General features: G+C 62.2%; 28 protein-coding genes. 20 read left to right on the top strand and 8 right to left on the bottom strand.

The window, feature by feature from the left end:
- The first annotated feature begins 14 nt into the window (after positions 1–14).
- Positions 15–416, top strand: coding sequence for a hypothetical protein (locus NO934_RS00660; protein WP_309161583.1), 402 nt, complete (start codon positions 15–17; stop codon positions 414–416).
- Here the strand turns inward: NO934_RS00660 and NO934_RS00655 are convergent.
- Complete coding sequence (locus NO934_RS00655) at positions 339–1,352, bottom strand: alpha/beta hydrolase (protein ID WP_309161582.1); 1,014 nt, start codon at positions 1,350–1,352, stop codon at positions 339–341. The two genes, NO934_RS00660 and NO934_RS00655, sit on opposite strands and share 78 nt — an antisense overlap.
- Positions 1,353–1,582: 230 nt before the next feature.
- Here NO934_RS00655 and dapA point away from each other — a divergent pair, with 230 nt between their 5' ends.
- Positions 1,583–2,461 (top strand): 4-hydroxy-tetrahydrodipicolinate synthase, encoded by an 879-nt coding sequence (gene dapA / locus NO934_RS00650; RefSeq protein ID WP_309161581.1) that lies wholly within the window; start codon positions 1,583–1,585, stop codon positions 2,459–2,461.
- 10 nt (positions 2,462–2,471) lie between these two features.
- Entirely contained in the window at positions 2,472–2,951 is a 480-nt protein-coding gene (gene smpB / locus NO934_RS00645) for an SsrA-binding protein SmpB (protein WP_309161580.1), read from the top strand.
- A gap of 53 nt (positions 2,952–3,004) precedes the next feature.
- On the opposite strand, the gene NO934_RS00640 is transcribed toward smpB, so the two are convergent.
- Complete coding sequence (locus NO934_RS00640) at positions 3,005–3,643, bottom strand: uracil-DNA glycosylase (protein WP_309161579.1); 639 nt, start codon at positions 3,641–3,643, stop codon at positions 3,005–3,007.
- 25 nt (positions 3,644–3,668) lie between these two features.
- Positions 3,669–4,235, bottom strand: coding sequence for an NYN domain-containing protein (locus NO934_RS00635; protein WP_309161578.1), 567 nt, complete (start codon positions 4,233–4,235; stop codon positions 3,669–3,671).
- 199 nt (positions 4,236–4,434) lie between these two features.
- Here NO934_RS00635 and rpoZ point away from each other — a divergent pair, with 199 nt between their 5' ends.
- From rpoZ to recO, 7 genes are all read left to right on the top strand, one after another.
- Positions 4,435–4,803, top strand: coding sequence for a DNA-directed RNA polymerase subunit omega (gene rpoZ, locus NO934_RS00630; RefSeq protein ID WP_309161577.1), 369 nt, complete (start codon positions 4,435–4,437; stop codon positions 4,801–4,803).
- Between the two features lie 98 nt (positions 4,804–4,901).
- Positions 4,902–7,190 (top strand): bifunctional (p)ppGpp synthetase/guanosine-3',5'-bis(diphosphate) 3'-pyrophosphohydrolase, encoded by a 2,289-nt coding sequence (locus tag NO934_RS00625; RefSeq protein WP_309161576.1) that lies wholly within the window; start codon positions 4,902–4,904, stop codon positions 7,188–7,190.
- Positions 7,187–7,606, top strand: coding sequence for a holo-ACP synthase (acpS, locus tag NO934_RS00620; RefSeq protein ID WP_309161575.1), 420 nt, complete (start codon positions 7,187–7,189; stop codon positions 7,604–7,606). Before NO934_RS00625 ends, acpS begins: the two co-directional genes overlap by 4 nt.
- 37 nt (positions 7,607–7,643) lie before the next feature.
- Entirely contained in the window at positions 7,644–8,399 is a 756-nt protein-coding gene (gene lepB / locus NO934_RS00615) for a signal peptidase I (RefSeq protein ID WP_309161574.1), read from the top strand.
- Positions 8,396–9,103, top strand: coding sequence for a ribonuclease III (gene rnc / locus NO934_RS00610; RefSeq protein ID WP_309161573.1), 708 nt, complete (start codon positions 8,396–8,398; stop codon positions 9,101–9,103). Before lepB ends, rnc begins: the two co-directional genes overlap by 4 nt.
- Complete coding sequence (era, locus tag NO934_RS00605; RefSeq protein WP_375143269.1) at positions 9,085–10,011, top strand: GTPase Era; 927 nt, start codon at positions 9,085–9,087, stop codon at positions 10,009–10,011. Before rnc ends, era begins: the two co-directional genes overlap by 19 nt.
- The gene (gene recO / locus NO934_RS00600; RefSeq protein WP_309161571.1) at positions 10,012–10,731 is read left to right on the top strand and encodes a DNA repair protein RecO; all 720 of its coding nucleotides are present in this window, start codon (positions 10,012–10,014) and stop codon (positions 10,729–10,731) included. It abuts the gene before it with no gap.
- Between the two features lie 3 nt (positions 10,732–10,734).
- On the opposite strand, the gene NO934_RS00595 is transcribed toward recO, so the two are convergent.
- Positions 10,735–11,142 carry a VOC family protein gene (locus tag NO934_RS00595; RefSeq protein WP_309161570.1) on the bottom strand — a complete coding sequence of 136 codons (408 nt, stop codon included), beginning with the start codon at positions 11,140–11,142 and terminating at the stop codon, positions 10,735–10,737.
- A 154-nt stretch (positions 11,143–11,296) separates the two neighbouring features.
- Here NO934_RS00595 and parC point away from each other — a divergent pair, with 154 nt between their 5' ends.
- A complete protein-coding gene (gene parC / locus NO934_RS00590; protein WP_309161569.1) occupies positions 11,297–13,540 on the top strand; it encodes a DNA topoisomerase IV subunit A in 2,244 nt (747 codons plus the stop codon).
- Positions 13,541–15,053: 1,513 nt separating this feature from the next.
- On the opposite strand, the gene NO934_RS00585 is transcribed toward parC, so the two are convergent.
- The 4 genes from NO934_RS00585 to hemB all read right to left on the bottom strand — a co-directional run bounded on the left by NO934_RS00585 (position 15,054) and on the right by hemB (position 18,508).
- Positions 15,054–16,064 (bottom strand): endonuclease/exonuclease/phosphatase family protein, encoded by a 1,011-nt coding sequence (locus NO934_RS00585; RefSeq protein WP_309161567.1) that lies wholly within the window; start codon positions 16,062–16,064, stop codon positions 15,054–15,056.
- Positions 16,065–16,826, bottom strand: a complete 762-nt coding sequence (locus tag NO934_RS00580) for an arginyltransferase (protein WP_309161565.1) — start codon at positions 16,824–16,826, stop codon at positions 16,065–16,067.
- 84 nt (positions 16,827–16,910) lie between these two features.
- Complete coding sequence (locus NO934_RS00575; RefSeq protein WP_309161564.1) at positions 16,911–17,435, bottom strand: RDD family protein; 525 nt, start codon at positions 17,433–17,435, stop codon at positions 16,911–16,913.
- A 65-nt stretch (positions 17,436–17,500) separates the two neighbouring features.
- On the bottom strand, positions 17,501–18,508 hold the full coding sequence (gene hemB, locus NO934_RS00570; RefSeq protein ID WP_309161563.1) for a porphobilinogen synthase: 1,008 nt from the start codon (positions 18,506–18,508) through the stop codon (positions 17,501–17,503).
- A gap of 113 nt (positions 18,509–18,621) precedes the next feature.
- On the opposite strand from hemB, the gene NO934_RS00565 reads away from it, so the two are divergent.
- From NO934_RS00565 to NO934_RS00525, 9 genes are all read left to right on the top strand, one after another.
- Positions 18,622–19,011: a hypothetical protein gene (locus tag NO934_RS00565; protein ID WP_309161562.1), complete on the top strand. Its 390-nt coding sequence runs from the start codon at positions 18,622–18,624 to the stop codon at positions 19,009–19,011.
- A gap of 286 nt (positions 19,012–19,297) precedes the next feature.
- Entirely contained in the window at positions 19,298–19,801 is a 504-nt protein-coding gene (gene ldtR, locus NO934_RS00560; protein WP_309161561.1) for a transcriptional regulator LdtR, read from the top strand.
- Positions 19,802–20,027: 226 nt separating this feature from the next.
- Positions 20,028–21,305 carry a L,D-transpeptidase family protein gene (locus tag NO934_RS00555; protein WP_309161560.1) on the top strand — a complete coding sequence of 426 codons (1,278 nt, stop codon included), beginning with the start codon at positions 20,028–20,030 and terminating at the stop codon, positions 21,303–21,305.
- A 10-nt stretch (positions 21,306–21,315) separates the two neighbouring features.
- Complete coding sequence (locus tag NO934_RS00550; RefSeq protein ID WP_309161559.1) at positions 21,316–21,507, top strand: DUF6898 family protein; 192 nt, start codon at positions 21,316–21,318, stop codon at positions 21,505–21,507.
- A gap of 135 nt (positions 21,508–21,642) precedes the next feature.
- Positions 21,643–22,941, top strand: a complete 1,299-nt coding sequence (gene glyA / locus NO934_RS00545) for a serine hydroxymethyltransferase (protein ID WP_309161558.1) — start codon at positions 21,643–21,645, stop codon at positions 22,939–22,941.
- A 4-nt stretch (positions 22,942–22,945) separates the two neighbouring features.
- A complete protein-coding gene (gene nrdR / locus NO934_RS00540) occupies positions 22,946–23,425 on the top strand; it encodes a transcriptional regulator NrdR (protein ID WP_309161556.1) in 480 nt (159 codons plus the stop codon).
- Positions 23,422–24,513 (top strand): bifunctional diaminohydroxyphosphoribosylaminopyrimidine deaminase/5-amino-6-(5-phosphoribosylamino)uracil reductase RibD, encoded by a 1,092-nt coding sequence (gene ribD / locus NO934_RS00535; protein WP_309161555.1) that lies wholly within the window; start codon positions 23,422–23,424, stop codon positions 24,511–24,513. Before nrdR ends, ribD begins: the two co-directional genes overlap by 4 nt.
- A 6-nt stretch (positions 24,514–24,519) precedes the next feature.
- A complete protein-coding gene (locus NO934_RS00530; RefSeq protein WP_309161554.1) occupies positions 24,520–25,125 on the top strand; it encodes a riboflavin synthase in 606 nt (201 codons plus the stop codon).
- A 2-nt stretch (positions 25,126–25,127) separates the two neighbouring features.
- Positions 25,128–25,610 carry a 6,7-dimethyl-8-ribityllumazine synthase gene (locus NO934_RS00525; RefSeq protein WP_309161553.1) on the top strand — a complete coding sequence of 161 codons (483 nt, stop codon included), beginning with the start codon at positions 25,128–25,130 and terminating at the stop codon, positions 25,608–25,610.
- Positions 25,611–25,612 lie beyond the last annotated feature (2 nt).

The following is a 25,612-nucleotide window of genomic DNA, read 5'->3' as shown; positions in this document are numbered from 1 at the left end:
GTGAGGGCCCCGCAATGAATCCCACGCCGCACATTATTCCCAGCGCTTTGCTTCTGCTGGCCGCATTCCTTATCGGCTGCGTGATCGGCTATCTGCTCAAGCGCATGTTGGGTCCGAAACAGGCGCCAGCCAAAACTGCCGAACCCGCCGCCGTACCGGATGCTAACGACGCCGGCCTCGGCCTGCTTTCGGCCCCATTGGAAGGTCGGCCGGACGATCTTAAAAAGATCAAGGGAGTAGGGCCGAAACTTGAAGCGGTTCTGCATGAGAATGGCATCTACCATTTTCATCAGATCGCCGCTTGGGATGAGCATGCAATTGCCGTCATGAACGACCGGCTATCGTTTAGGGGGCGGATCGAGCGAGAGCGTTGGGTTTCGCAGGCCCAAGCGATCGTCAGGGACGAAGCTCATTAGTTTTTCGCCCGAAGGCGGTCGGCAAACCTCGATCAGGAATTGCGCAAGCGCGTCGCGCTCTTCTGCTCCGTCCAAAAGCGCCGGTGAACCTTGGCCGGAGATCGCCAGGGTTGCCGCATCCGGCCGCTGGCGCAGCATTTCGTCAAATGTCGCGCGGCGGAGTTGGTCGCTGAGCTGAGTGCGGACGATCATCAGCGGCGCATGGGCAAGGGCGCCGAACAACTGCCATTGCGGTTCGAGCACATCATCGAATTCGAACTGCTCGAGTTGTTCGATGAGCCGATCGTCGAACAGTGCCTCGAGGCGCCCACGCGGGTTTTGCACATAGAGCCTTTCGGCAAGCTCATCGAGGCGCGCTTCGCTTTCGCCGGGGTAGTCGGTGCTCAGCATTTTGCGGAGCGCCGCTCGGGCGGCGGGAGGGCTACGCAACTCGGTGATGTGGCGGAAATTGGTGCGGGTACGCACCAGCCCTCTGGAGTCGGTAACCGGCCCGGAATCGACAAGAACGGCGCCCGCGATCCTGGTCGGCTGGCGCGCCGCCGCCAGCATCGCCACCTGTCCACCATGGCCTTCGCCGATCAACACGGCGGGCCCGATGTCCAGGGCATTGAGGACATCAAGGACGCAATCGGCGTCCAGCAATGTGGAATAGGCCAAATTCCTGGGAAGGGGAGTGGAGCGGCCGCGGCCCGGCAGGTCGAGCAGCACGAACGCCAGCCCGGTGCCGGGGACCTGGTTGATGGCCGCCGGCAAATGCCTGAAATCGGCCATGTTGCGGACATAGCCGGGGATGCAGATGACAGGTAAAATATCGTCGCTGAGGGTTCCATGGACATGGACGGCGACCTGCACTCCGGCCGGCCCGCTTGTAATCATCCGGACGGGCAACTGAGAAAAGATCGGACTTTCCGGCAGTGTCTTGGCGCGCTTGAGCATGACGCTTCATAGCATGCCCAGCGCGTTGGACAATCTCAGTTCCTTTAGCCTGAGAGCGGCGCGCATACGCTTGTCGCGCCATGCAAGTGCCACTATGGTGCGCCAGTTTTCGGGGTGACAAATTCGTCATCTCGCGTCATCAAGAGGGTGTCCGCCGCAACGGATGACACCGATATGTATAATGAGGGGCTGTCGGGCGCGCCGGCGGTTCAAATCGAGGACTGTTTCGCATGTTTAGCGGGTCGATCACGGCGCTGATAACGCCGTTCCACAATGGTGCTGTTGACGAAGATGCGATGGCGCGTTTCGTCAAATGGCAGATCGACGAGGGGACGAACGGGCTGGTTCCGGTCGGCACCACCGGCGAAAGTCCCACTGTCAGCCACGAAGAACACCGGCGTGTAATCGAGATTACCATCGATGTCGCCAAGGGCCGGGTGCCGGTCATCGCCGGGGCGGGTTCCAACTCCACTCGGGAAGCGATCCACCTCGCCGAGTTCGCGGAAAAGGCCGGTGCCGACGGGATTCTCACCATCGTTCCTTATTACAACAAGCCCAGTCAGGAGGGGCTGTTCCAGCATTTCTCCGCCATCGCCAAGGCCACCAGCCTGCCGGTGATCCTTTATAGCGTGCCCGGGCGGACGGTGGTCGATATCGCTGTCGATACCATCAAGCGCCTGCGTGATGCGTGCCCCAATATAGTGGGTGTCAAGGACGCTACCGCGGATATGAGCAAAGCGAGCATGACGCGGGCGGCCCTCGGCCCCGATTTCATCATGCTTTCAGGCGAGGACATCACCGCGCTCGGATTCAATGCTCATGGGGGCAGGGGATGCATCTCGGTGACCTCCAATGTCGCTCCCAAGCTTTGTGCCGCCTTCCAGGCGGCGTGCCAATCCGGCGATTTCGCCACTGCGCTCACCATTCAGGACCGGCTGGCGCCGCTGCACAAGGCGCTGTTCATCGAACCCAATCCGCAGGGCGTAAAGTATGCCGCCTCGCGCCTGGGGCTCTGTGGGGACGAGGTCCGCTTGCCGCTGGTGCCGGTCTCCGAGGGCGCTAAGCAGGTCATCGACGCAGCGTTGGTCCACGCGGGCCTAATCAACTGATCGGTCTATTATGGCACCGAAGAAAGAAAAAGGATTGCTCGAGACCGGGGTCGTGGCGGAGAACCGCCGCGCCCGGTTCGACTATGAGATACTCGAAACGCTCGAAGCGGGTCTTGTCCTGCGCGGAACAGAGGTCAAGTCGCTGCGAAACGGCAAGGCGCAGATCGCAGAATCCTACGTTTCGCCCGAAGATGGGGAACTTTGGCTGATCAACGCCAATATCCCCGAATATGTACAGGCCAACCGCTTCAACCATGACGAGAAGCGCCGGCGCAAGCTTCTGGTTTCGGCGCGCGAAATGGCCAAGCTGGCCCGTGGCGTGGAGCGGCAGGGCAACACCATCGTGCCGCTCAAGCTCTATTTCAACGAGCGCGGCATGGCCAAATTGTCGATCGGGCTCGCCAAGGGGCGTAAATCCTACGACAAGCGTGAGGTCCAGAAGGATCGGGACTGGTCGCGCGACAAGCAACGGCTGCTGAAGCAGGGGTAGGCGGGACTCCGCCTCTGCTCGCCCCGCGTCGTTCCGGCAAAGAACGCCAGAAATCAGTTCCTTATCACCGCTACAGCTTTCCCCACAGCGCTTTGGAACATCTCCGGCGTCAGTCGGCCGGTGTTGGTGTTGTAGCGCGAACAATGGAAGCTATCGATCAGCACTCGGCCATCGCTCAGCCTGTGTTCGGCGCCATGGGAGAACGGGAAGGCAGCGCGGCGCTCGCCAAGCGCGCTTAGAAGGGAATCATGAGCGATGCGGCCGAGCGCGAAATAGGCTTTGGCCTGCGGGTTTGCCGACAGGGTGGCGATCAGGAACCGCCGGCAAGTGGCGATCTCAGGCCCGGTCGGCTTGTTCTGAGGGGGAACGCAGCGCACCGAATTGACGATCATGGTATCGACGAGCTCAAACCCGTCATCGGGGTCGGCGCGGTATTCGCCCCGAGCCAACCCGTACATCTTGAGCGTGTCGTAGAGGAGATCGCCCGCATAGTCGCCGGTAAAGGGGCGACCGGTGCGATTGGCGCCGCGCAGGCCCGGGGCGAGGCCAACGATCAAAAGGCTGGGGGCCGCATCGCCCCAATTGTCTACCGGAGCGTTGTGCCAGCCGGGAAACTGGGCGCGGTTGAGATGACGGAACTCGGCCAGCCGGGGACAGAGGGGGCAATCGGATGGCGGATTGGGAGTGGTCACGAACGAGTTGTCTCACGCCTTGGAATCAATGCGTGACATCCTCTTTGGCCGATTGCTGCCGGTCAACCTGGGGCCGGCCTACCGTCTTGGCGAGGGTTGCGATCTCAAGGAAATAGTCGGCCTGGCGGCGCAAATCGTCCGAGATCATGGGGGTAGGGGTAGTGAGCGTGGAGGCCACCGTCACCTTCTTGCCGCGGCGCTGGAGGGCCGCCACCAGGGCCGTAAAATCCCCATCACCGGAAAACAACACGAGATGATCGTAATAGGGCGCCATTTCCAGCGCATCGATGGTGAGCTCGATATCCATGTTGCCCTTGATCTTACGCCGGCCCTGGGCGTCGGTGAACTCCTTGGCGGGCTTGGTGACGACGGTATAGCCGTTATAGTCCAGCCAATCGATGAGGGGCCGGATTGAGGAATATTCCTGATCTTCGACAAGGGCAGTATAATAGTAGGCGCGCAACAAATAGCCCGTATCCTGGAACTGGCTCAGAAGCCGCTTATAGTCGATATCGACGCTGAGCGCCCGGGACGTGGCGTAGAGATTGGCGCCGTCGATGAAGAGGGCCACCTTTTCCCGTGGATCGAACATTACCGGCAAAAGCTCCAAACAATATCAAGGCAGAAAAAATCTTGCAGGCGTGTATCTCGCTCAACGCCCCAGGAGTGAAAGAAGTTCACGCCTGCCGTGTAAAATTAGGGTGAGGACTTCGGGCGAACGCATGCTTGTCATTGGTCGGACACTCGTGTAAGAGGGCCGCTCGCTTCCCTCAAAGCAATGGAGACCGGCTGTGGCACGCGTCACCGTAGAAGATTGCATCGAAAAGATTCCGAACCGCTTCGAGCTGGTTCTCATGGCCGCCCATCGCGCCCGCATGATTTCCTCGGGTGGCGCGATCACCGTGGATCGCGACAACGACAAGAACCCGGTCGTTGCCCTGCGCGAAATCGGTGACGGCACGATTTCGCCCGACGATCTCCAGGAAGATCTGATCCACTCGCTGCAGAAATACGTCGAAGTGGACGAGCCCGAGCAGGAGATCGCCCCTCGTATCGAGACCTCCTCGGACGAGGATGGACCGGTGTTCGATACGATCAGCGAAGAAGAACTGCTCCGCGGCATCGAGTCGCTGGCGCCCCCCGAGCGTCGCGACGATTGATCGGCGCAAGCCTTTATCTATATATTTTAGAAAGGCGTCTGGCTCACGGTCGGGCGCCTTTCTAGTTTGCGGTTCCTTTTTTCGGAGTATTCGGACGCATGATGCGTCAGTACGAGCTTGTCGAACGCGTGTTGGCCTACAATCCCCACGCCGACGAAAATCTGCTCAACAAGGCCTATGTCTATGGCATGCAAAAGCATGGCAGCCAGACACGCGCCTCGGGAGATCCGTACTTCGCCCATCCGCTCGAAGTCGCCGCTATCCTGACCGACCTCAAGCTCGACGACGCGACCATCGCCGTCGCATTGCTCCATGATACCATCGAGGACACCGACGCCACCCGCGCCGAAATCGATGAGATGTTCGGCACCGAGATCGGCCAGATCGTCGACGGGCTGACAAAGATCGAGCGGCTGAATCTCGTTTCCAGGGAAGAGGCGCAAGCCGAGAACCTACGCAAGCTGCTGCTGGCCATATCGCAGGATGTGCGTGTGTTGCTGGTCAAGCTGGCCGACCGGCTGCACAACATGCGCACGCTCGAATTCATGCCCGTGCACAAGCGCGGCCGCATCGCCCAGGAAACCATGGATATCTATGCGCCGCTTGCCGGCCGCATGGGCATGCAGGACATGCGCAACGAGCTTGAGGATCTCTCGTTCAAGACGCTTCACCCCGAGCACTACAACGCCATCACCAGCCGTCTGGCGCAGATGGAAACGTCGAGCCGGGAGATCATTGCCGAAATCCGGGCCGAACTGGAAGACCATCTGAGCGAGCAGGGTATCAAGGCCAAGGTGTCGGCCCGGCTCAAATCGGCATGGTCGATCTATTCCAAGATCGAGCGCAAGGCGATCGCTCTGGAACAGCTTTCCGACATGATCGGCTTTCGCGTGATCGTCGATACTATCGATCAGTGTTACCGGACCCTGGGCGTGATCCACACGAGCTGGAAGGTCGTGCCCGGCCGGTTCAAGGACTACATCTCCGTCCCCAAGGCCAACGATTATCGCTCGATCCACACCACGATCGTGGGGCCGGGACGGCAGCGGGTGGAGCTGCAAATCCGCACCATGGAAATGCACGCCATCGCCGAATTCGGCATCGCGGCGCACCAGCTCTACAAGGAAGCGCTCTCGGGCGACATGCACAAGCTCGAGGAAGAAAGCCAGGCCTATACCTGGCTGCGTTCGACGATCGCCCGCCTCACCGAGGGTGATAACCCCGAAGAGTTCGTCGAGCACACCAAGCTCGAATTGTTCCAGGATCAGGTGTTCTGTTTTACCCCGCGCGGTCGGTTGATTGCGCTGCCCAGGGGAGCAACGCCGATCGATTTCGCCTATGCCGTCCATACCGATGTCGGCGACACCTGCGTAGGCTGCAAGATCAACGGCACGGTCATGCCGCTCATCACCCAGCTCCATTCGGGGGACGAGGTGGAAATCCTGCGTGATCCCAACCACACCCCACCACCCAATTGGGAAAATATCGCGGTAACCGGCAAGGCGCGTTCGGCGATCCGCCGCGCTGTGCGGGCTGGTGCGTTCCAGCGGGCAATCTCCCTGGGTGAGCAGGTGCTGATGGCGGTGATCGAACGCGAAGGTCTCGACCTCAACGAGGACGAGATCGTGGCGCTTGCGGTCCGCTTCAATATCGGAGACCGCAATTCGATGCTGGCCGCGATCGGGGAGGGGCGGATTACCGCCGACGACCTGGCCGAGGAAACGACCGCTCTCAAAGGCAAACGCCGCCGCAAGGGGCGCCTGACGCTGCCGGTCGCCAATGACGCCGAGGGCTGGTTCTCGCTGCGCAATGCACAATACTTCAAGTTTCGCATGCCGGGCGGGCAACACAGCTCGATCAAGAAGTTCGCGGCGCTGGTGGGATTTGATTTCAACATGCCGGTCGATATTTCGCGTGAAGGCGTGGTGCCGGGGGATCGCATCATCGGCATCTTCCACCAGAGCGGCCGCATGGAGGTGTATCCCATGGATTCCGAAGCGCTGGCTGATTTCCATGACAAGGATGTGGGCTGGATCGACGTCCGCTGGGACCTCAAGGGCAAGCCCGAGCAAACCTTCAAGGCGATCGTTTCGATGTATTCGCAGAACCGTCCGGGCTCTCTCGCCCAGATCACCGGCGCCATCGCGGCGTGCGACGCCAACATCTCCAACCTTGTGATGCGGGCCCTGGCTGCGGATTCGCACGAATTGATCTTCGAACTCGATGTGCGCGACCTGACGCAGTTGACCGATGTTCTGGCCACCCTCAAGCGCACGCCGGGCCTATCGAGGGTCCAACGCGCCAGCCTTGCCCAGGCCAATGCGATCTCGGGCATAGAGGGAGCGCTTGAACCCAAGGCGCAGGAGAGCGAGGATGAGCCGGCATGATCATCGGATTGGGCAATGACATTTGCGAGATCGCGCATGTGGAGCGCACGCTTGCGCGCTTCGGCGAGCGGTTCACGCATCGGTGTTTCACCGAAATCGAACGGGCGAAATCGGACAGGCGCCGCCTCCGCGCAGCTTCTTACGCCAAGCGCTTCGCCGCCAAGGAGGCTTGTGCCAAAGCCTTGGGCACTGGACTTTCCAACGGTGTCTTCTGGCGCGACATGGGCGTGGTGAACCTGCCCAGCGGCAAGCCGACCATGCATCTGACTGGCGGAGCGGCTCGGCGCCTTGCGCGCCTTGTGCCTGCTGGACATACGGCCCATATTCACGTCAGCATCACAGACGATAACGGCATGGCACAGGCCTTCGTCATCATCGAGGCCCTGCCGGTTGACCCGGCCGGACCGGTCCCGTAACACGAGCCCCGAGATCTTTCGCACCATGAGCACCCCTATGTCGGACGCCGCCAAGAAGAAGACCGGCAAGGGTGAATTGCGCGAAACCATCGTCATCATCGTTCAAGCGCTGCTGATCGCCCTGGTTTTCCGCACATTCGCCTTTGAGCCGTTCTCCATTCCGACTGCCTCGATGCAGTCCAACCTGCTGATTGGCGACTATATTCTGGCGTCCAAATACACCTATGGCTATTCGCGCTACTCGCTGCCTTATTCGGAGGTGCCCTGGAACGGTCGCATCCTGGGCAATGCGCCCAATCGCGGCGATATCGCCGTTTTCCGGCCGGTGCCCCAGAGCGACAACTACGTCAAGCGCGTGATCGGCCTGCCGGGTGATCAGATCCAGATGGTTGACGGAATCCTGCACATCAATGGCGAGGCCGTGCCGCGCGAGCAGGTGGGCACCACCACCGACCGCGACAGCACCGGGGTCGATCTGCCCGTTACCATCTATCGCGAAACGCTGCCCAACGGGGTGAGCTACACGGTTCAGGAAATTTCCGACAACACCCAGTTCGACAATACCGGTGTTTATACCGTTCCGCCGGGGCATTATTTCATGATGGGCGACAATCGCGACCGCTCGCTCGACAGCCGCTCGCTGTCCTCGGTCGGCTTCGTGCCGTTCGAGAATTTCGTGGGCAAGGCCGAGTGGCGGTTCTTCTCGATCAACGACAACATCCCGCCCTGGCAGATCTGGCGCTGGCCGGGCAACGTCCGCCTCGACCGGATGTTCACCTCGGTCTACGAATGAGTTTGCGGGCGCGCGATCGGGAAACACTGGAAGCCAGGCTGGGTTATGTCTTTGCCGACCCCGCCTTGCTCCAGCGCGCCCTGACCCATTCGAGCGCTGTATCGCCTTCCAAGCGGACAGCGGAATCATATCAACGCTTCGAGTTTCTGGGCGATCGGGTGCTGGGGCTGGTGGTTGCCGACATGCTCAGCAAACGGCTGCCCAAGGCCAATGAGGGCGAGCTTTCGCGCACCCTCAACAGCCTCGTGCGCAAGGAAACCTGCGCCAAGGTCGCCCGCCGGCTGGGCATGGGCTCGTTCGTCAAGCTTGGCGAGAGCGAAGCGCGGACTGGGGGCGCCGACAAGGACGCGATCCTGGGCGATGTTTGCGAGGCGGTGATCGGAGCGATCTATGCCGATGGCGGGCTGGAGCCGGCCTATACCTTTGTTTCGCGCATGTTCGGGGATAATCTCGACGTCGCGCAGGCCCGCAGGGCGGACGCGAAAACCGCGCTGCAGGAATGGGCGCAAGCCAAGGGGCTCGAACCTCCAACCTATCTGGAAACCGCGCGGTCGGGCCCTGATCATGCGCCGGTTTTCACCATTTCGGTGGTCGTCCGCGGGCATGAGCCGATCACGGCCGAAGGCACGTCGAAGAAACTGGCCGAGCACCAGGCGGCCGAGAGATTTCTGCTCCGCGAGGGCGTATGGAAGAGCCAGGCATGAGCGAGAACGAGACATTGGCCAGCAAATGCGGTTTCGTGGCGCTCGTCGGCGCTCCGAATGCCGGTAAATCGACGCTTCTGAACTCGCTGGTCGGAACCAAGGTGTCGATCGTCACCCACAAGGCGCAGACGACGCGGGCGCAGGTGCGCGGCGTTGTCTCGACCGATGAGACGCAACTCGTCTTCATCGACACGCCGGGCATCTTTTCCCCCAAGCGCCGACTTGACCGCGCCATGGTGCAGTCGGCCTGGACCGGAGCGGGGGACGCCGACATGGTGGCACTGATCGTCGATGCCCAGAAAGGGCTGAACGGCGAAGTCGAGGCGCTGCTGGCCGGACTGGAAAATATCCGCCAGCCCAAGGTTCTGGTGCTCAACAAGATCGACAGGGTCAAGCGCGACACGCTTTTGGCGCTGTCCCAAACGATCAACGAAAAGGCGCGGTTCGAGACCACCTTCATGATCTCGGCGCTCAATGGCGACGGCGTTGCCGATTTCATCGCGTGGTGCAGGGAAAAGGCGCCGCTGGGCGAATGGCACTTCCCCGAGGAGCATCTGACCGACCTGACGCTGGCGCTGACTGCGGCCGAGGTGACGCGGGAGAAGCTTTTCCTGCGCATCCACGATGAGATACCCTATCAGGCCACAGTCGAGACCGAGAGCTTCAAAGTCCAGAAGGACGGCAGCTACCGGATCGAGCAGGTGGTCTATGTCACCCGCGACAGCCATAAGATGATCGTGCTCGGTGCCAAGGGACAAACGATCAAGACGATTGGGGCCGAGGCGCGCAAGGAGCTGATCGAGATGTTCGAGACCGACGTGCATCTGTTCCTGTTCGTGAAGGTGAGAGCCAACTGGGCCGACGATCCCGAGCGCTACCGCGAGATGGGTCTCGATTGGACGAAATAGATGGAATGGTCTGCTGAAGGCCTGATCATCGGAGTGAGGCGGCACGGGGAGTCGGCGCTTATCCTCGAAGCCATGGTGCCCCAGCGCGGCCGCTGCCTGGGGCTGGTGCGGGGCGGGCGGTCGCCCAAGCAGGCGGCGTTCCTGCAGCCGGGGAATTCGGCGCAGTTGACATGGCGCGCAAGGCTCGAGGATCATCTGGGGACGTTTACGGCCGAAGCCACGCGCGTGCGGGCTGCCCAGATGCTCGCCGATCGCCAGCGGCTCTATCTCGTGCAATTGCTGGCCGACCATTTGCGGCTTTTGCCCGAGCGCGATCCGCATGACGAGCTGCTGCGCGAGGTCGTGGCGCTGATCGACGGCGAGTGGGAAGGGCGGTGGCTGGGGGCGGAACTGGCCCGTTTCGAGATGTTCCTCTTGGAAGAGTTGGGGTTCGGGCTCGATCTGGAAACCTGCGCAGTGACCGGGGTGCACGAAAATCTCACCCATGTTTCGCCCCGGACGGGCCGGGCGGTATGCCGCGAAGCCGCCGAGCCCTATGGCGACAGGCTGCTCCGACTCCCTGGTTTTCTAATGGGCAATGCGCCGCTCGATGATGGCGATGTCGCCGCCGCATTCCGGCTGACCGGTCATTTCCTCGATCGGCACGTCTGGGCGGCCCGACAGATCGAGCCGCCCTCTACGCGGGAATGGTTGGTTGAGCAACTGACCCGGAGCGTGTGAGCGTTACCAATCGACCTTGGACATATCCATGTGGGCCAGCTCGAAGGTGTGTCCGTCGGGGTCCTCGACGGCGCGCTGGTACATGAAGCCCAAATCCTGCGGTTCGCGCACGTCGAGCTTGCCGCCCGCCGCGCCGGCAGCCTCGGCGGTCTTGTCCACGTCCTCGCGGCTGTCGCACGAAAGCGCGAGCAGCACGCCGACCGCATCCCTGGGGTCGGCGACGGGCCGGCTGGTGAACGTCGCGAAATAGTCGCGCTTCAGGAGCATGAAGGTGATGGCATCTGACCACACCATGGATGTGGCATTCTCGTCGCTGAACTGGGCGTTCTTCTCACAACCGAGGGCTTCGTAGAATTTGGCCGAGGCGGCCAGGTCGGTGACGGGAAGGTTGATGAAAATCATCTTGGGCATTGATCTCTCCTTGAGGCCGTTTTCGGCATTGCGCTTCTAGGACGATAGTGCTTCAGCTTGGCCGACACGGGGACAAGATTTTTTCTTCCCAGCGCCGATCGGATCGCTCCGGCGCTATAATCTGCAATTGATTCGCCAACACGCAAGGATGGCTATGGCCGACATCATGGAACCGCCCGGTGGAGATGAGCGCATCGTCGATCTGAGGAGTGCGCTCGAGGAGCGCTATCTTTCCTATGCGATCTCGACGATCACCCAGCGCGCTCTGCCCGATGCACGCGATGGCCTCAAGCCCGTGCACCGGCGCATCCTGCACGCCATGCGGCTTTTGAAGCTCGATCCGGGGCAGGGGTACAAGAAATCGGCGCGTATCGTCGGCGACGTGATCGGCAAGTACCACCCCCATGGCGACCAGTCGGTCTATGACGCGCTGGTGCGTCTGGCGCAGGATTTCGCCGTGCGATATCCGCTGGTGGACGGGCAGGGCAATTTCGGTTCGATCGACGGTGATAGCGCGGCGGCCATGCGCTATACCGAAAGCCGGATGACCGAGGTGGCCTCGCGCCTGCTCGAGGCGATCACCGAGAACGCGGTCGATTTCCGGCCGAACTACGACGGCGAGGATGAAGAGCCTGTCGTCCTGCCCTCCAATTTCCCCAACCTGCTCGCCAATGGTTCGAGTGGCATCGCCGTGGGGATGGCCACTTCGATCCCGCCCCATAACGTCGCCGAACTGTGCGACGCGTGCCTGCACCTGTTGGCCAATCCCGACGCGACGGCAAAGGACCTGATCCGCTTCGTCCCCGGGCCGGATTTCCCGACCGGCGGCATCCTGGTGGATGATCCCGCGGCGACCGAGCAGGCCTATACCACCGGGCGCGGCGGCTTCCGCATCCGTGCCAAGTGGGAGGTGGAGGACAACGGACGCGGCACCTACAACATCGTCATCTCCGAAATTCCCTATGGCGTGCAGAAATCGCGGCTGGTCGAAAAGATCGCCGAACTGCTGCTGGCGCGCCGGCTGCCGCTGTTGAAGGACGTGCGCGACGAAAGCGCCGAGGATATCCGGCTGGTGCTCGAGCCACGGGCGCGGACCGTCGATCCGGTGCTGCTCATGGAATCGATGTTCAAGCTGACCGAGCTGGAAAGCCGGTTCTCGCTGAACATGAACGTGCTCGACAAGGGCGTTACCCCTCGGGTGATGAACCTTGCCGAAGCGCTCAAGGCTTGGCTCAACCACCGCAAGGATGTGCTGATCCGCCGCTCGCAGCATCGGCTCGAACAGATCGAACATCGTCTCGAGGTGCTGGGCGGCTACCTTGTCGCCTATCTCAACCTCGACGAGGTGATCCGGATCATCCGGGAGGAGGATGATGCCAAGGCGGTGATGATGGCGCGCTGGGACCTCACGGAGGTTCAGGCCGATGCGATCCTCAACATGCGGCTGCGCAGCTTGCGCAAGCTCGAAGAGATCGAGATCCGCACCGAGTTCGACAAGCTCACGGAGGAAAAAGGGCATCTCGAAGGGCTGCTGGCTTCGGAAAAGAAGCAATGGGGCGTGATCACCACGGAAGTGAGCGAACTCAAGAAGGCGTATGGGCCTGATACCGAGCTCGGCCGGCGCCGGACGCAGTTCGCCGCCGCGCCGCAGACCGATCTCGCCGACATCGAAACCGCGATGATCGAGCGTGAGCCGATCACGGTGATCCTGTCGCAGAAGGGATGGATCCGGGCGCTCAAGGGCCACAACAACGACGTCGCGAGCCAGAGCTTCAAGACCGATGATCGGCTGAAACTGGCGCTCACCTGCGAGACGACCGACAAGCTGCTGGTGCTGACCACGGGCGGTAAGGTCTATACGCTGGGTGCCGACAAGCTGCCCGGCGGGCGCGGGCATGGTGAACCGGTGCGCATCATGGTCGATATTGAAGAGGGAGCCGATATCGTCCACCTCTTCGTCTATAAGCCCGGCGCAAAGCGGCTGATCGCCTCCGACATCGGCAACGGGTTCGTGGTTGGCGAGGACGACATGATCGCCAACACCCGCAAGGGCAAGCAGGTGCTCAACGTTTCCACCGGCCAGGAAGCCAAGCTGTGCGTCCCGGCCGAGGGCGACATGGTCGCGGTGATCGGGCAGAACCGCAAGCTTCTGGTGTTCACGGCCGATCAATTGCCGGAGATGAGCCGAGGCAAGGGCGTGCGGCTGCAGAAGTACAAGGACGGCGGGATTTCCGACGCCAAGCTGTTCCGGGCGGCGGATGGGCTGACCTGGACGGACTCGTCTGGGCGGACCTTTTCGAAGTCGATGGACGAATTGCGCGACTGGGTTGGAGACCGTGCGCAAGCGGGCCGGCAACCGCCGACGGGCTTTCCGCGCAACAACAAGTTCGTGGGGTAAGCTGCCGGTAGGGCATGCCAAATCGCCCTCCGGCGGCGCCTTCGGGTCATCGCGATTTCAATAGACGGCATGGGGCGATGAACGCCTCGTGCTGTATTTGTTAGTATGAAGCGATCATCGCCCCATGCGTCCGGGATTTTGGGCTTATGGCGGCTTCTCGGGCTGGGGGTTGTTGGGAAGTCACCGTTGCCGCTGTTTCCCGCTGCCCCTCCGGGTTTCCCCGGTGCGACGTGGGAGTGATTGGATTGGTGGTCCGCTCACACCCTTTTATCCACATCCGGCCATCTGTCCGCTTTGGGCCTTCCCCACGGCGACCCGTGAGGAACCCGAACCGATCCCGCCCAAACGTTCGTAGCGCTTGCGTCCATATGCGCGGGGTCGTGAGGGGGAGTATGGGGCAAGCGCAGAGGGCGGGGATAAGTTTTTTGCGCCGGTGTCTGTGGAAGCTCAGCGCCCCCCTCATCCCCGGCCCTTCTCCCACCAGGGGAGAAGGGGGCTTTTGGGGGAGCGCTGGGGATAACAAGCACGGTGTTAGTGTTTGTCCCTCTTACCCTTCTCCCCTGGTGGGAGAAGGTGGCCGCGAAGCGGTCGGATGAGGGGGCTCGGCATATCAGCGGCCACCGCGGCGATTGTTGAGGCTCAGCGCACCCCTCATCCGCCCCTCCGGGCACCTTCTCCCTCAAGGGGAGAAGGGGGTTCTTGGGGGAGCGTTACGGCTGGGGCTCAGGCGCTGAGTGTACTGGATCCCGGCTCAAGGCCGGGATGACGGCGGGTGGGGTGATGGTGGGTATCTTCAAGGCTGCTGGAGACCTCGGTGGTGGAGCGTGTTGAGGGCCGGCGGCGGTGCAGTGCCCTGCCTCACCCCCACCGTGTCACCCCGGGCTTGACCCGGGGCAAGGTATGCGCGCCGTTTTCGGCTCCTGCCATGACGCAAGCTCAGCGCCACCGGCGGTGATTGTTGAGGCTCAGCGCACCCCTCATCCGTCTCGGACCTGGCGGTCCGATCCACCTTCTCCCTCAAGGGGAGAAGGGCGATTGGGGGAGCGTTACGGCCAGAGTCTCTTCGCTTGTGGACTCAAGCCTCTCTATCGTGATCGCCTTCGTCCCCGGACTTGATCCAGAGACGAAGGTGACGAAGGGAGGCGGGAGAAAGAGCCGGGAGTGGCGCGCATACCTTACCCCGGGTCAAGCCCGGGGTGACACGGCGGGGGTGAGGGCGGCGCCGGGCAATGTTTTGATTATGCATTCGCCTCCTCTCGTCATTGCCGGGCTTGACCCGGCAATCCGCAACGCTGCCTGTGGTGCGGGAGAGGTTGGGGACACACTTCTGATGAGCTGCGTGGAAGCCCTACGGGTCTCCGGTCGATGCCCGGATCAAGTCCGGGGACGGAGACAATGGAGGGTGAGGCGATGCTTTGGTTAGAAGCGAGAGTGACGCGCATACCTGGCCCCGCGTCGAGCATGCCTTGGAGTTGGAGGGATGAGGACGGGTATATGTCCACCGCCGCGACGCTTATTCGCCTACGGAGAATTCCACGATGATGGGCAGATGGTCGCTACCGCTGGGGTGGCCGGTGCGCAGATTGTGGATGGTGATGTCACCGCGCGTCATCACGTGGTCGATCGGTAGGAACGGGATCGTCGGGCGCCAGTCGCGGAGGTAGTACCAGAGCGTGGGGAAAGTGGGGACGTTGAAGGTGTGGCGCGTCAGGCCGGCCGATGAGACGAAGCCGCGCAAGGTGTAGGACCAGGGAGTGGAGTTGAAATCGCCGACGAGGATCAGGGGTGGCTGCACCGTCGACAGGGCGTCGCGCAGCATGGCGAATTGTTCGGCCTGGCGGGTCACGGGGGCGGGCCAGTCATTGTGGGTGGTGGCGAGCGAGAAGGCAGGCCCTGCCTGGGTCTCGACGCGGACGATGATCCGTGCCGTTCGATCCTGGCTCATGATCGAGGACGAGCAGGCGTCCTCGTTGAGCGGTTCAAAGGGAAGTTTCGAATATAGCCCCACAAAGGCGCGCTGGCCGCCGGTGCAGTACTGGAAGTGCGGGTACAGTTGGGTCAGGAGCGGATGGACGACGCTGCGTACGCCCGGGCTGTATTCCTGCAACGCGACAAAATCCGGGTCTTCGCTGGCGATGTTGTCGACGATCGATTGAGGTTCCTCGTTACGGCCGAAGACGTTAAAGGTCATCAGCCGGTAGGTGGACGCCGCCTCGGTGTCCTCACTGCGAGGCACAAAGCCCGCGACCAGTTCGGGAACGTAGATGATGCTCGATGCGACCAGCCCGGTGGCAGCGATACTGAGCGCCAGGGCCCGCAGGGGGCGAAAGCGGACGAACACCGGAGCAGCCAGCACAAGCGCCGCCAGCCCGAAAAACAAAACCGGCTGGATATGGTTGAAGAGGTCCATGGCCGGGTAGATGAACCCCAGCGCGGCCGCGATCGCCATGGCCGCCAGAAGGCAGCATGCGAGCAGATAGCCTGCGGCGACCAGCGCGGCCAGTATCGTTCCGATGACCCTCACCTAGTCCGCGTCCGTATCCGCGCAGTCGGGGTCAAGGGGGAGCCAGCCGCGCGAGCCGCGCTGCACCTCGAGTGGCTGGAAGGCCACCTTGTAGGCCATTTTCGGCGAGTTCTTGACCCAATAGCCGAGATAGAGATAGCCCCCGGCCGTGCGGGCGCGGGTGATGTGATCGAGGATCATCATGGTCCCGAGCCCACGGCGGCTCATTTGCGGGTCAAAGAAGCTATAGACCATCGAAAGCCCGTCGGGCAGCGGATCGGTGAGCGCGACGGCGACGAGCTGGCCTGCGGCGCCATCGGGCCCGTCCTCGGTCAGCCGGTACTCGACGAGGACGGAGTGGACCGGGGTGTCCTCGACCATGAACTCATAGTCGAGATAGCTCATCTGCGTCATGCCGCCGCCATCGTGCCGGGCCTCGAGATACCGCTTGAACAATTCGTACTGCTCGGAGGTGACGATGGGCGCGACGACCTCGGCGGCGATATCAGCATTGCGCTTGAGGTTGCGTCGGTGGCGGGTTGCGGGCTGGAAATCCTTCGCCCGGATACGGACCGACTGGCAGGCATCGCAATCAAGGCAGGCCGGGCGGTAAATGAGGTTCTGCGAGCGGCGGAAGCCGTGATCGGACAAAAGGTGGTGCAGCGCCGAGGCGCGACGGCCCGACAGGTGCGTAAAAAGCTTACGCTCCTGTTTGCCGTCCAGATAAGGACAAGGCGAAGGCGCTGTAAGGAAGAACTGTGCGCTTTCCGGCGTCTGGTCCATAAACGATGCTCGCTCGGGCCCGGTTTGGGGTTGGGCCAAGTGTAATCGCACCGTCCATCAGGCGCAACGCGGCTTGTGCGATGGTTAGGCCGGTTCGCCCGAATGTGCATAGGCACGCCAATGGCGGACCATGGGCGAGCGGCGCACCATCAAGGTGCCCGCGATCATGTCATGCAGGAGCTGGCGGCGGTTGGTGAACAGGCCGATGAGCACGATGAACGGGGTGAGGATCGTTGTCGAAATCCAGAACAGAACGACGTGGATCATCGCCATCCAGCCGTCGAGCCGGACCTCGCGCGTGGGGGTGAGAACGATATCCATGGCCCGCATGCCCAAGGTCGCGCGCGAGGACGAGCCCAGCGTTACCGCATAGTAGGCGATGAAAGTCACCGGGATGATGATGGGAATGGACAGCCAGGCGAGCCCGAAGGTGAAAATACCCAAGACCCCGGCAACCAGCGTGACGATGGTCACCAGGATGCCCATGATCACGCAGTCGATCAGGAAGGCGAAGACCCGGCGGGTCAGGATGCCTTCGAATAGTTCGGGCGAATTGGCCGGGTTCGGGAGATCGTCACGCACGATGCGGCCAAGAAAATCGGTTGCCATGGTCCATGCTCCTCAAGCTTGCTTTCCATGTTGGTGCGCAAGCGCCGATTACAAGGGCATGCGCGTCAGGCGTTGAGCTTTCTGGCCATATCCAGGGCGAAATAGGTGAGGATGCCCGAGCAGCCGGCACGCTTGAAGGCCAGAAGGCTTTCGGCCATGGCCGCGTCTCGGTCGAGAGCACCCGCCTGGGCGGCGATCGAGATCATCGAATATTCGCCCGAGATCTGGTAGGCGAACAGCGGCACGTCGAAGCGGTCCTTGAGCATGCGGCAGATGTCGAGATAGAGCATGCCGGGCTTGACCATGATCCAGTCGGCTCCTTCGGCCAGATCCTGCTCGACCTCGCGGATGGCGTCCTCGGCATTGGCCGGGTCCATCTGATAGGTGAGCTTGGAGCCTTTGAGGCGGGCGCCCGAGCCGACCGCCTCGCGGAAGGGGCCGTAAAAGGCCGAGGCGTATTTGGCGGCGTAGGAAAGGACGATGGTTTTTTCCATGCCCTCATCGTCGAGCGCCTGGCGGATGGCGGCGATGCGGCCGTCCATCATGTCGGAGGGCGCGATGACGTCGGCGCCCGAACGGGCCTGGACGAGAGCCTGCTGGACGAGGATGGCGACGGTTTCGTCGTTGAGGATTTCCTCGCCCTCCATCACCCCGTCATGGCCGTGGCTGGTGTAAGGATCGAGCGCCACGTCGGCGACCAGCCCGATCTCGGGAACGGCATCCTTGATGGCCGAAAGCGCGCGGCAGACGAGGTTGTCGCGATTTGTGGCCTCGCGGCCATCCTCGGTGCGCTTGGAGGGATCGGTGTTGGGAAATAGCGCCAGGGCGGGAATGCCCTCGGCGCGGGCGGCTTTGGCAGCCTCGACGGCGAGATCGATCGAGAGGCGCTCGACGCCTGGCATGGTGGTGACGGGCTGGCGCTCGTTCTGACCCTCGACGACAAACAGCGGCCAGATGAAATCGTGCGGGCCGAGCGTGGTTTCGCGCACCAGATCGCGGCTCCAGCCCGCCATGCGCGGCCGGCGCAGCCGGCGTCCACCCAGAAACTCCATGTCGTGCTTTTGCCAGGCCATCGTCTTCGTCCTTAGTAATGGGCCCGTGTCCATTAGCAGGGGCAGGCGAGGATGCAAAGCTTGTCCGGCCCGGGCAAATCGCGTTAGCAATCGGCAGACGGGGGATTCTTCAGATGGATTTCAGAACCGAACCCGCCGGGTTCCTTGCGCGCATATTGGCACTGGTCAGCCTGTTCATGGGGCTGGGCGATGCGACGCGGCTGCTCGGCCTGGGCGCGGGAGCCACCAGCCCGATCGTTGCCATGGGGCTTATCGGGTTCCTACTGCTCGCCGGATTGAGCCTGATGCGACTGTTTGCGGCGGTGGGATTGTGGATACATGCGCCGTGGGGAGCAGTCGTTCTGGCCGGATCGCTCGTCGTCGAGGTCGTGCTTTACCTTGCCGGCAGCGCATGGGTTAGTCTCAGTTTGTGGGGCTTTATCTTCAAACTTGCTGTCATGCTGGCAACTTCTGCGCTGCTGGTCTTTGCCCGACGGGCCGCCCACCGGCAGATCGTCGACTGACGTCGGCGGGTCGTGCAGGCCCCTTTTGGGAGCGGGCGCGAGGACGTTCGCCGCCGGTTTGCAAGGCCGGCAATCCGGCGGGATTTGCTGTCCTCGATATAGTGCAAGAACCGGTAAAGGTTAGCGTTTTCAATACGGGCGTAAGAAACTGAAAACCAAAAAAGCCCAAGTTTTCCCGTAAGATACCGTTAAGCGTGTCTCTTAAACCGATCTTATGCCGAGCCCGTGTAGGTTGCCCTCACAGACGCGAAAAATCGCGCTAAAAAATACAGTGAGGCAGAACCAAATGGCTAACAATCTTTCCGCTGCAAAGGCAGACGCTCCCCGGCAGAGTCTCAAGCCGCTCTATCTCGAAGCGGTCTCGCGCGTCGAGCGTCTGCATCGCCGGCTCCTTGACCTCGTCAAGGACGAGTTCGACCGCATGGGTTGGGACGACATCAACCCCGTCCAGGCGTTGCTCATGTTCAACATCGGCGACAGCGAATTGACGGCCGGCGAACTGCGGACCCGCGGTTACTACCTGGGCTCGAACGTCTCGTACAATCTCAAGAAGCTGGTCGAGACCGGCTATATCTTCCAGGAGCGTTCCAAGACCGATCGCCGCTCGGTGCGCATCCGGCTGACGCCCAAAGGGGAAGAAGTGGCCGAGGTGATCGACGAACTCTACGAACGCCACCTCAATTCGATCGAGAAGGTCGGCGGGCTCGGCGAATCGGATTTCTCGGGGCTCAACACGGCGCTCTCGCGTCTCGAACGTTTCTGGGTCGACCAGATCCTTTACAAGCTCTAAGCCCAATCTTTGTGGTATCGACGCCACACTGGAAAATCAAACGCCGGCCGGGAGGCCGGCGTTTCTTATTTGCGCCGCAAACTCTTTTTAGCGAGCATTTGTCGATATATGACGCTCCCGAAAATTCCAACGGCGGTCAAAGTCCGGTGAGGGCGTTGTGATCCTGGCCCAAATTGGGGCAAAAGACCGATCGTCTCTACCGTTTCTCGATAGGTGAACTAAAGGCATGCGCGACACTAAAGGAAAACTCAACCGGCGTTCGGTCGTAACCGGCATGACGGCCCTGGCGGCCTCGGCAGCGTTCCCGATGCCGGCTCTCTCCCAGTCGCTCTTCGGCAATCTGCTGGGCAATGGCCGCAAGACGGTGACCCAGGAAGAACTGGAGATGAATTCCCGCCAGGCGATGGACGCCATCGGCGGGTTCGATCCGATCGTTTCGGTGGATACCGAATTCAACCTGCAGCGCGTCGCCGAATACTACGAACGCCTGACCGCGATCGGCGGCTGGCCCGACGTGCCGGAATCGATCTTCCGGCTGGGGCTGGGCTCGGACCGCAAGCCGGTCCGCGATCTGCGCACCTATCTCGCCCACACCGGCGATCTGCCGCAGGATACCCCGCTGATCGAAGAGTTCGACGCCCAGCTCGATGGCGCCGTCCGTGGCTTCCAGGCTCGTCACGGCCTGCAGATCAACGGCATGATCGACGAATATACCTATTGGGCCATGAAGGTGCCGACCGCGACGCGCCTCAACCAGATCAAGCTCAATATGGAGCGCGTTCGCGGGCTCGAGGGGCGTCTCGAGGATCGCTACGTCAACGTCAACATTCCCGCTGCCGCGATCGAAGCGATCGAAGGCGGGCAGGTGGGGCGCCGTCACACGGCAGTGGTCGGCAAGATCGATCGCCAGACCCCGATCCTGCGCAGCCGCATTCACCAGATCAATTTCAATCCCTATTGGACGGTGCCGGTTTCAATTATCCGCCGCGACATCATCCAGCTCGTGCGGGACAATCCGAACTACCTCAACGAATATTCGATCCGCATCTTCGACGGCAGCGGCAACGAAGTGCCTCAGAGCGCCATCGACTGGAACACCGAAGAGGCCGTGAACTATACGTTCCGGCAGGATCCGGGCGCCCAGAATTCCATGGGGCACGTCAAGATCAACTTCCACAACCCCCACGCGGTCTATCTCCACGACACGCCGCAACAGGGTCTGTTCTCGGAAAATGCCCGCTTCCACTCCTCGGGCTGCGTGCGCGTCGCCAACGTTGCCGAATTCGTTGCCTGGATTCTTCGCGATTCCGGCTACGATATCATCGACGTCAACTCGCGCTTCGCCTCCGGCGAGCGGGTCGACGCCAATGTCAGCAACCCGGTGCCGATTTTCATGACCTATTTCACGGCCTGGGCGAACCGCAATGGCGTGGTCAGCTTCCGTGACGACGTTTATGAGTTCGACGCGCAGGGCAAGGTCGATTTCCCTGAGATCAGCGCCTAGTCCGGTGGCAATGACAAACCAGCAGCCCGGTGGGGAAGTTCTGTTCGAGTTTCACCAGGCCGGGCCGCAGGTTCGCGTGGCGGCGATCGATGTTGCGACCGGCATAGAGGTGGTCGTGATCGCCCCTGCCAGCGCCACCCAGATGCAGATGAAGAACCTCGCGCTTGCCAAGCTTCGGCGGCGGATCGAAGCCCAGGGGTAAGGCGCAGGGCAGGGCCACTCTGCGGCCACTTGTCAGCACCATCCGATCTTTGCTTGGAATCGCAAGCTTTGCCATGCTATGCGGAGCGCGCTTGCTTGCCATTCATCCTTTCTGCAACAGGTCGAGGGTCCGCCGATGAGCGCCACCGGGACAGCACCGCTTTTCCCTGATTTCTTCTCCCGCACGATTGCCGATCACGATCCGATCGTTGCCAAGGCGATTGCCGACGAGCTCGGTCGCCAGCAGCATGAGATCGAGCTGATCGCTTCGGAGAACATCGTTTCCAAAGCAGTGCTCGAAGCCCAGGGCTCGGTGCTCACCAACAAATACGCCGAAGGTTATCCCGGCCGGCGCTATTACGGCGGTTGCCAGTATGTCGACGTGGTCGAGCAGCTTGCCATCGACCGCGCCAAGGAACTGTTCGGCTGCGGTTTCGCCAATGTGCAGCCCAATTCCGGCTCGCAAGCCAACCAAGGCGTCTATCAGGCGCTGCTGCAGCCGGGCGACACCATCCTCGGCATGAGCCTCGACGCCGGCGGTCACCTGACCCACGGCGCCAAGCCCAATCAGTCGGGCAAATGGTTCAACGCCATCCAGTACGGCGTGCGCCAGCAGGACGGTCGGGTCGACATGGACCAGGTGCGCCAGCTCGCCAAGGAACATCAGCCCAAGATGATCGTGGCCGGGTTCTCGGCTTATTCTCGGATTCTCGACTGGGCCGAATTCCGCAAGATCGCCGACGAGGTCGGGGCCTATCTTTTCGTGGATATGGCGCATGTGGCCGGGTTGGTCGCAGCGGGCGTTTACCCCAGCCCGTTCCCGCACGCTCACGTGGCAACGACCACCACGCACAAGACGCTGCGCGGACCGCGCGGCGGGTTGATTTTGACCAATGACGAGGACATCGCCAAAAAGGTCAATTCGGCCATTTTCCCCGGCATCCAGGGCGGTCCGCTGATGCACGTGATCGCCGGCAAGGCCGTGGCGTTCGGTGAGGCGCTGACGCCCGAATTCAAGCAATACGCCAAGCAGGTCGTCGAAAACGCCCAGGTTCTTGCCGAAACCTTGGTGAAGGGCGGTCTGGAGATCGCGACCGGCGGCACCGACAATCATCTGATGCTTGTCGACCTGCGGCCCAAGAAGGTGACCGGCAAGGCCACCGAAGCCGCGCTCGAGCGCGCCAACATCACCTGCAACAAGAACGCCGTGCCGTTCGATCCCGAAAAGCCGGCGATCACCTCGGGTATCCGCGTGGGAACGCCGGCGGCGACCTCGCGCGGGTTCGGCACCGAGGAGTTCCGCCAGGTGGGCGCGTTCATGGTCGAGGTGATCGATGGGCTGGCCGCCAATGGCGAGGACAACAACGGGGCTGTTGAGGCGCAGGTCAAGGAAAAGGTTCTCGAACTGACCGCCCGCTTCCCGATTTACGGATAAGCCCATGCGCTGCCCCTATTGCGGGAACGACGATACGCAGGTCAAGGATTCCCGGCCCACCGAGGATTCCAACGCCATCCGCCGCCGCCGTGTCTGCAATGGCTGCGGCGGTCGGTTCACGACCTTCGAGCGGGTGCAGCTCCGTGACCTTACCGTGGTCAAGAAATCCGGCCGCAAGGTCCCGTTCGACCGCGAGAAACTCTCGCGGTCGGTCTATACGGCGTTGAGGAAACGTCAGGTCGACCCCGAGACAGTAGAGCGGATGATTTCGGGCGTCGTACGCCAGCTCGAAAGCCTGGGCGATGTCGAGGTGACGTCCGATCAGATCGGCGAATACGTCATGGAAGGGCTCAAGGGGCTCGATGACGTGGCGTTCGTCCGTTTTGCCTCGGTGTACAAGAACTTCGCCAGTGCCGACGACTTCCAGTCCTTCCTCACCGACATGGGATCGGACGAGCCCAGCCTTCCCGAGGACAGGGGGTGAGCGACCTCGCGCCAGCCGATTTGCGCTGGCTTGAGGCGGCTGCGCGCATCGCCATGCCGTATCGCGGCACGACTGCGGAAAATCCAACCGTGGGTGCCCTCGTCGTTTCCGACGGAGGGATCGTGCTGGGACGCGGCGTGACGGCTGCCGGCGGGCGGCCGCATGCCGAACCGCAAGCGCTGGCGATGGCGGGCGAGCGGGCAAGAGGAGCAACGCTCTACGTCACGCTCGAGCCTTGCAACCACTGGGGCCGAACGCCGCCTTGCGTTGATGCGGCGATCGCCTCGGGCGTGGCGCGGGTGGTGTGCGGAGCCGCAGATCCCGATCCGCGCACGGCAGGACAGGGCATCGAAAAGCTGAAGGCCGCAGGCATTTCCGTGGACGCCGGAAGCGGCCTGTCGTTCATCGAGCGGTTGCATGAGGGATTCTTCTCGCGCATTCGACGCGGACGCCCCTTCGTCGCCGCGAAACTGGCGGTTTCCCGGGACGGCATGATCGGGCGGCGGGGCGAGGGCAATGTCGCGATCACCGGCGAAGAGGCGCGGCGATGGACGCATATGCAGCGGGCGCTGCACGATGCGGTGATGGTCGGGGCAGGGACGGCGCGGCTGGATAACCCCAGGCTTAACGTTCGGTTGGCTGGCCTCAGAGATCGCAGGCCGCTGCGGGTGGTCATGGCGGGACGAAAACTGCCGGAAAGCTTGACCCTCTTTGCGACGGATACGGGCCAAGAGACTGTTTTCATGGCCGAAAGAGGGAAAGTTGAATCAATCTTCGAACGTGCGGATGTGGTCTGGGTCGGCGGAAGGGATGGCTATCCCGATGCCGGGCTGGCCTTGAGTGCGCTCGCGGATCGGGGCGTAGGGCGCGTGCTCGTCGAAGGTGGGGCAGGGCTTAACGATGCGCTGCTCGATGCCGGGCTGATCGACCGTTTCCACCTGCTTTCAGGGGAGACAATTATTGGCGCCCAAGGCCTGCCCGCCAGCGTTCACCCATCATTGCCGGAGCGTTTGACGCAACTGGGCTTCGGCGTGGTTGAAAGTCGGAGGCTGGGGTGCGATATGCTCACGACCTTCGAAAAGATCTGAGCACACATGTTCACCGGCATTATCACCGACATCGGCACCCTTGTTGCCGTCGAAGACCGCAACGACGGGCGCAGGCTCCGGATCGGCACGCGTTACGATCCGGCGAGCATCGACCTCGGCGCTTCGATCATGTGCGAGGGGATTTGCCTCACAGTCACCGATAAGGGAACCGACGAGGGCAACTGGTTCGACGTTTTCGCCGCGCGCGAGACGCTGGACGTAACGCGCGTCGGCGATTGGAAGGCGGGACGGCGGATCAATCTCGAACGCTCGCTCAAGATCGGCGACGAGTTGGGCGGTCACATCGTCTCGGGGCATGTGGATGGGCTCGCCACGATCGTCGAGCGCCGCGATATCGGCGACCAGATCACCTTCGTCTTCGAAGCGCCGCAGGATTTGAGCCGGTTCATTGCCAAGAAGGGCGGGGTGGCGCTCAACGGCACCTCGCTGACCGTCAACTGGGTGGAGGGCAACCGCTTTTCGGTGCACCTCATCCCGCATACGCTTTCCGCGACAAACTGGCCCGACTACCGGGTGGGCGACGTCGTGAACCTTGAAGTCGATCTCATGGCGCGCTATGCGGCGCGGCTTATCGAAACGAAGCAGGAATAAAGATGGCCAGTTCCGGCGACACCTTCGCGATTGCGCCCGGCTCGGCCGAAGGGCAGCGCTACCTCATTGTCGAGGCGCGGTTTTATAACGACATCGCCGAGGCGCTGCTCGAAGGGGCGGCCGCGGCCTTCGACAAGGCGGGTGCTTCCTACGAAGTGCTGACCGTGCCCGGCGCTCTGGAAGTTCCCGCAGCCATCGCCATGGCCTCGGAACTCAAGGGCGACGAATTCGACGGCTATGTGGCGCTGGGCTGTGTCATCCGCGGGGAGACGACCCATTACGAGATCGTCTCGGGCGAAAGCGCGCGGGCGCTGATGGATCTTTCCATCTCGGACGGTATCGCGCTCGGCAACGGCATATTGACCGTCGAGAACGAAGCGCAGGCCTGGGCCCGCGCCCGGATGTCCGAACAGGACAAGGGCGGCGGCGCGGCGGTTGCGGCCATGACCATGGCGGCGCTGCGCGCCCGGCTGATGGAGGACTGAGC

It is taken from the genome of Pelagibacterium sp. H642 (assembly GCF_031202855.1).
Classification (GTDB): domain Bacteria; phylum Pseudomonadota; class Alphaproteobacteria; order Rhizobiales; family Devosiaceae; genus Pelagibacterium.
This window is presented reverse-complemented; position numbering and strand designations above follow the sequence as displayed.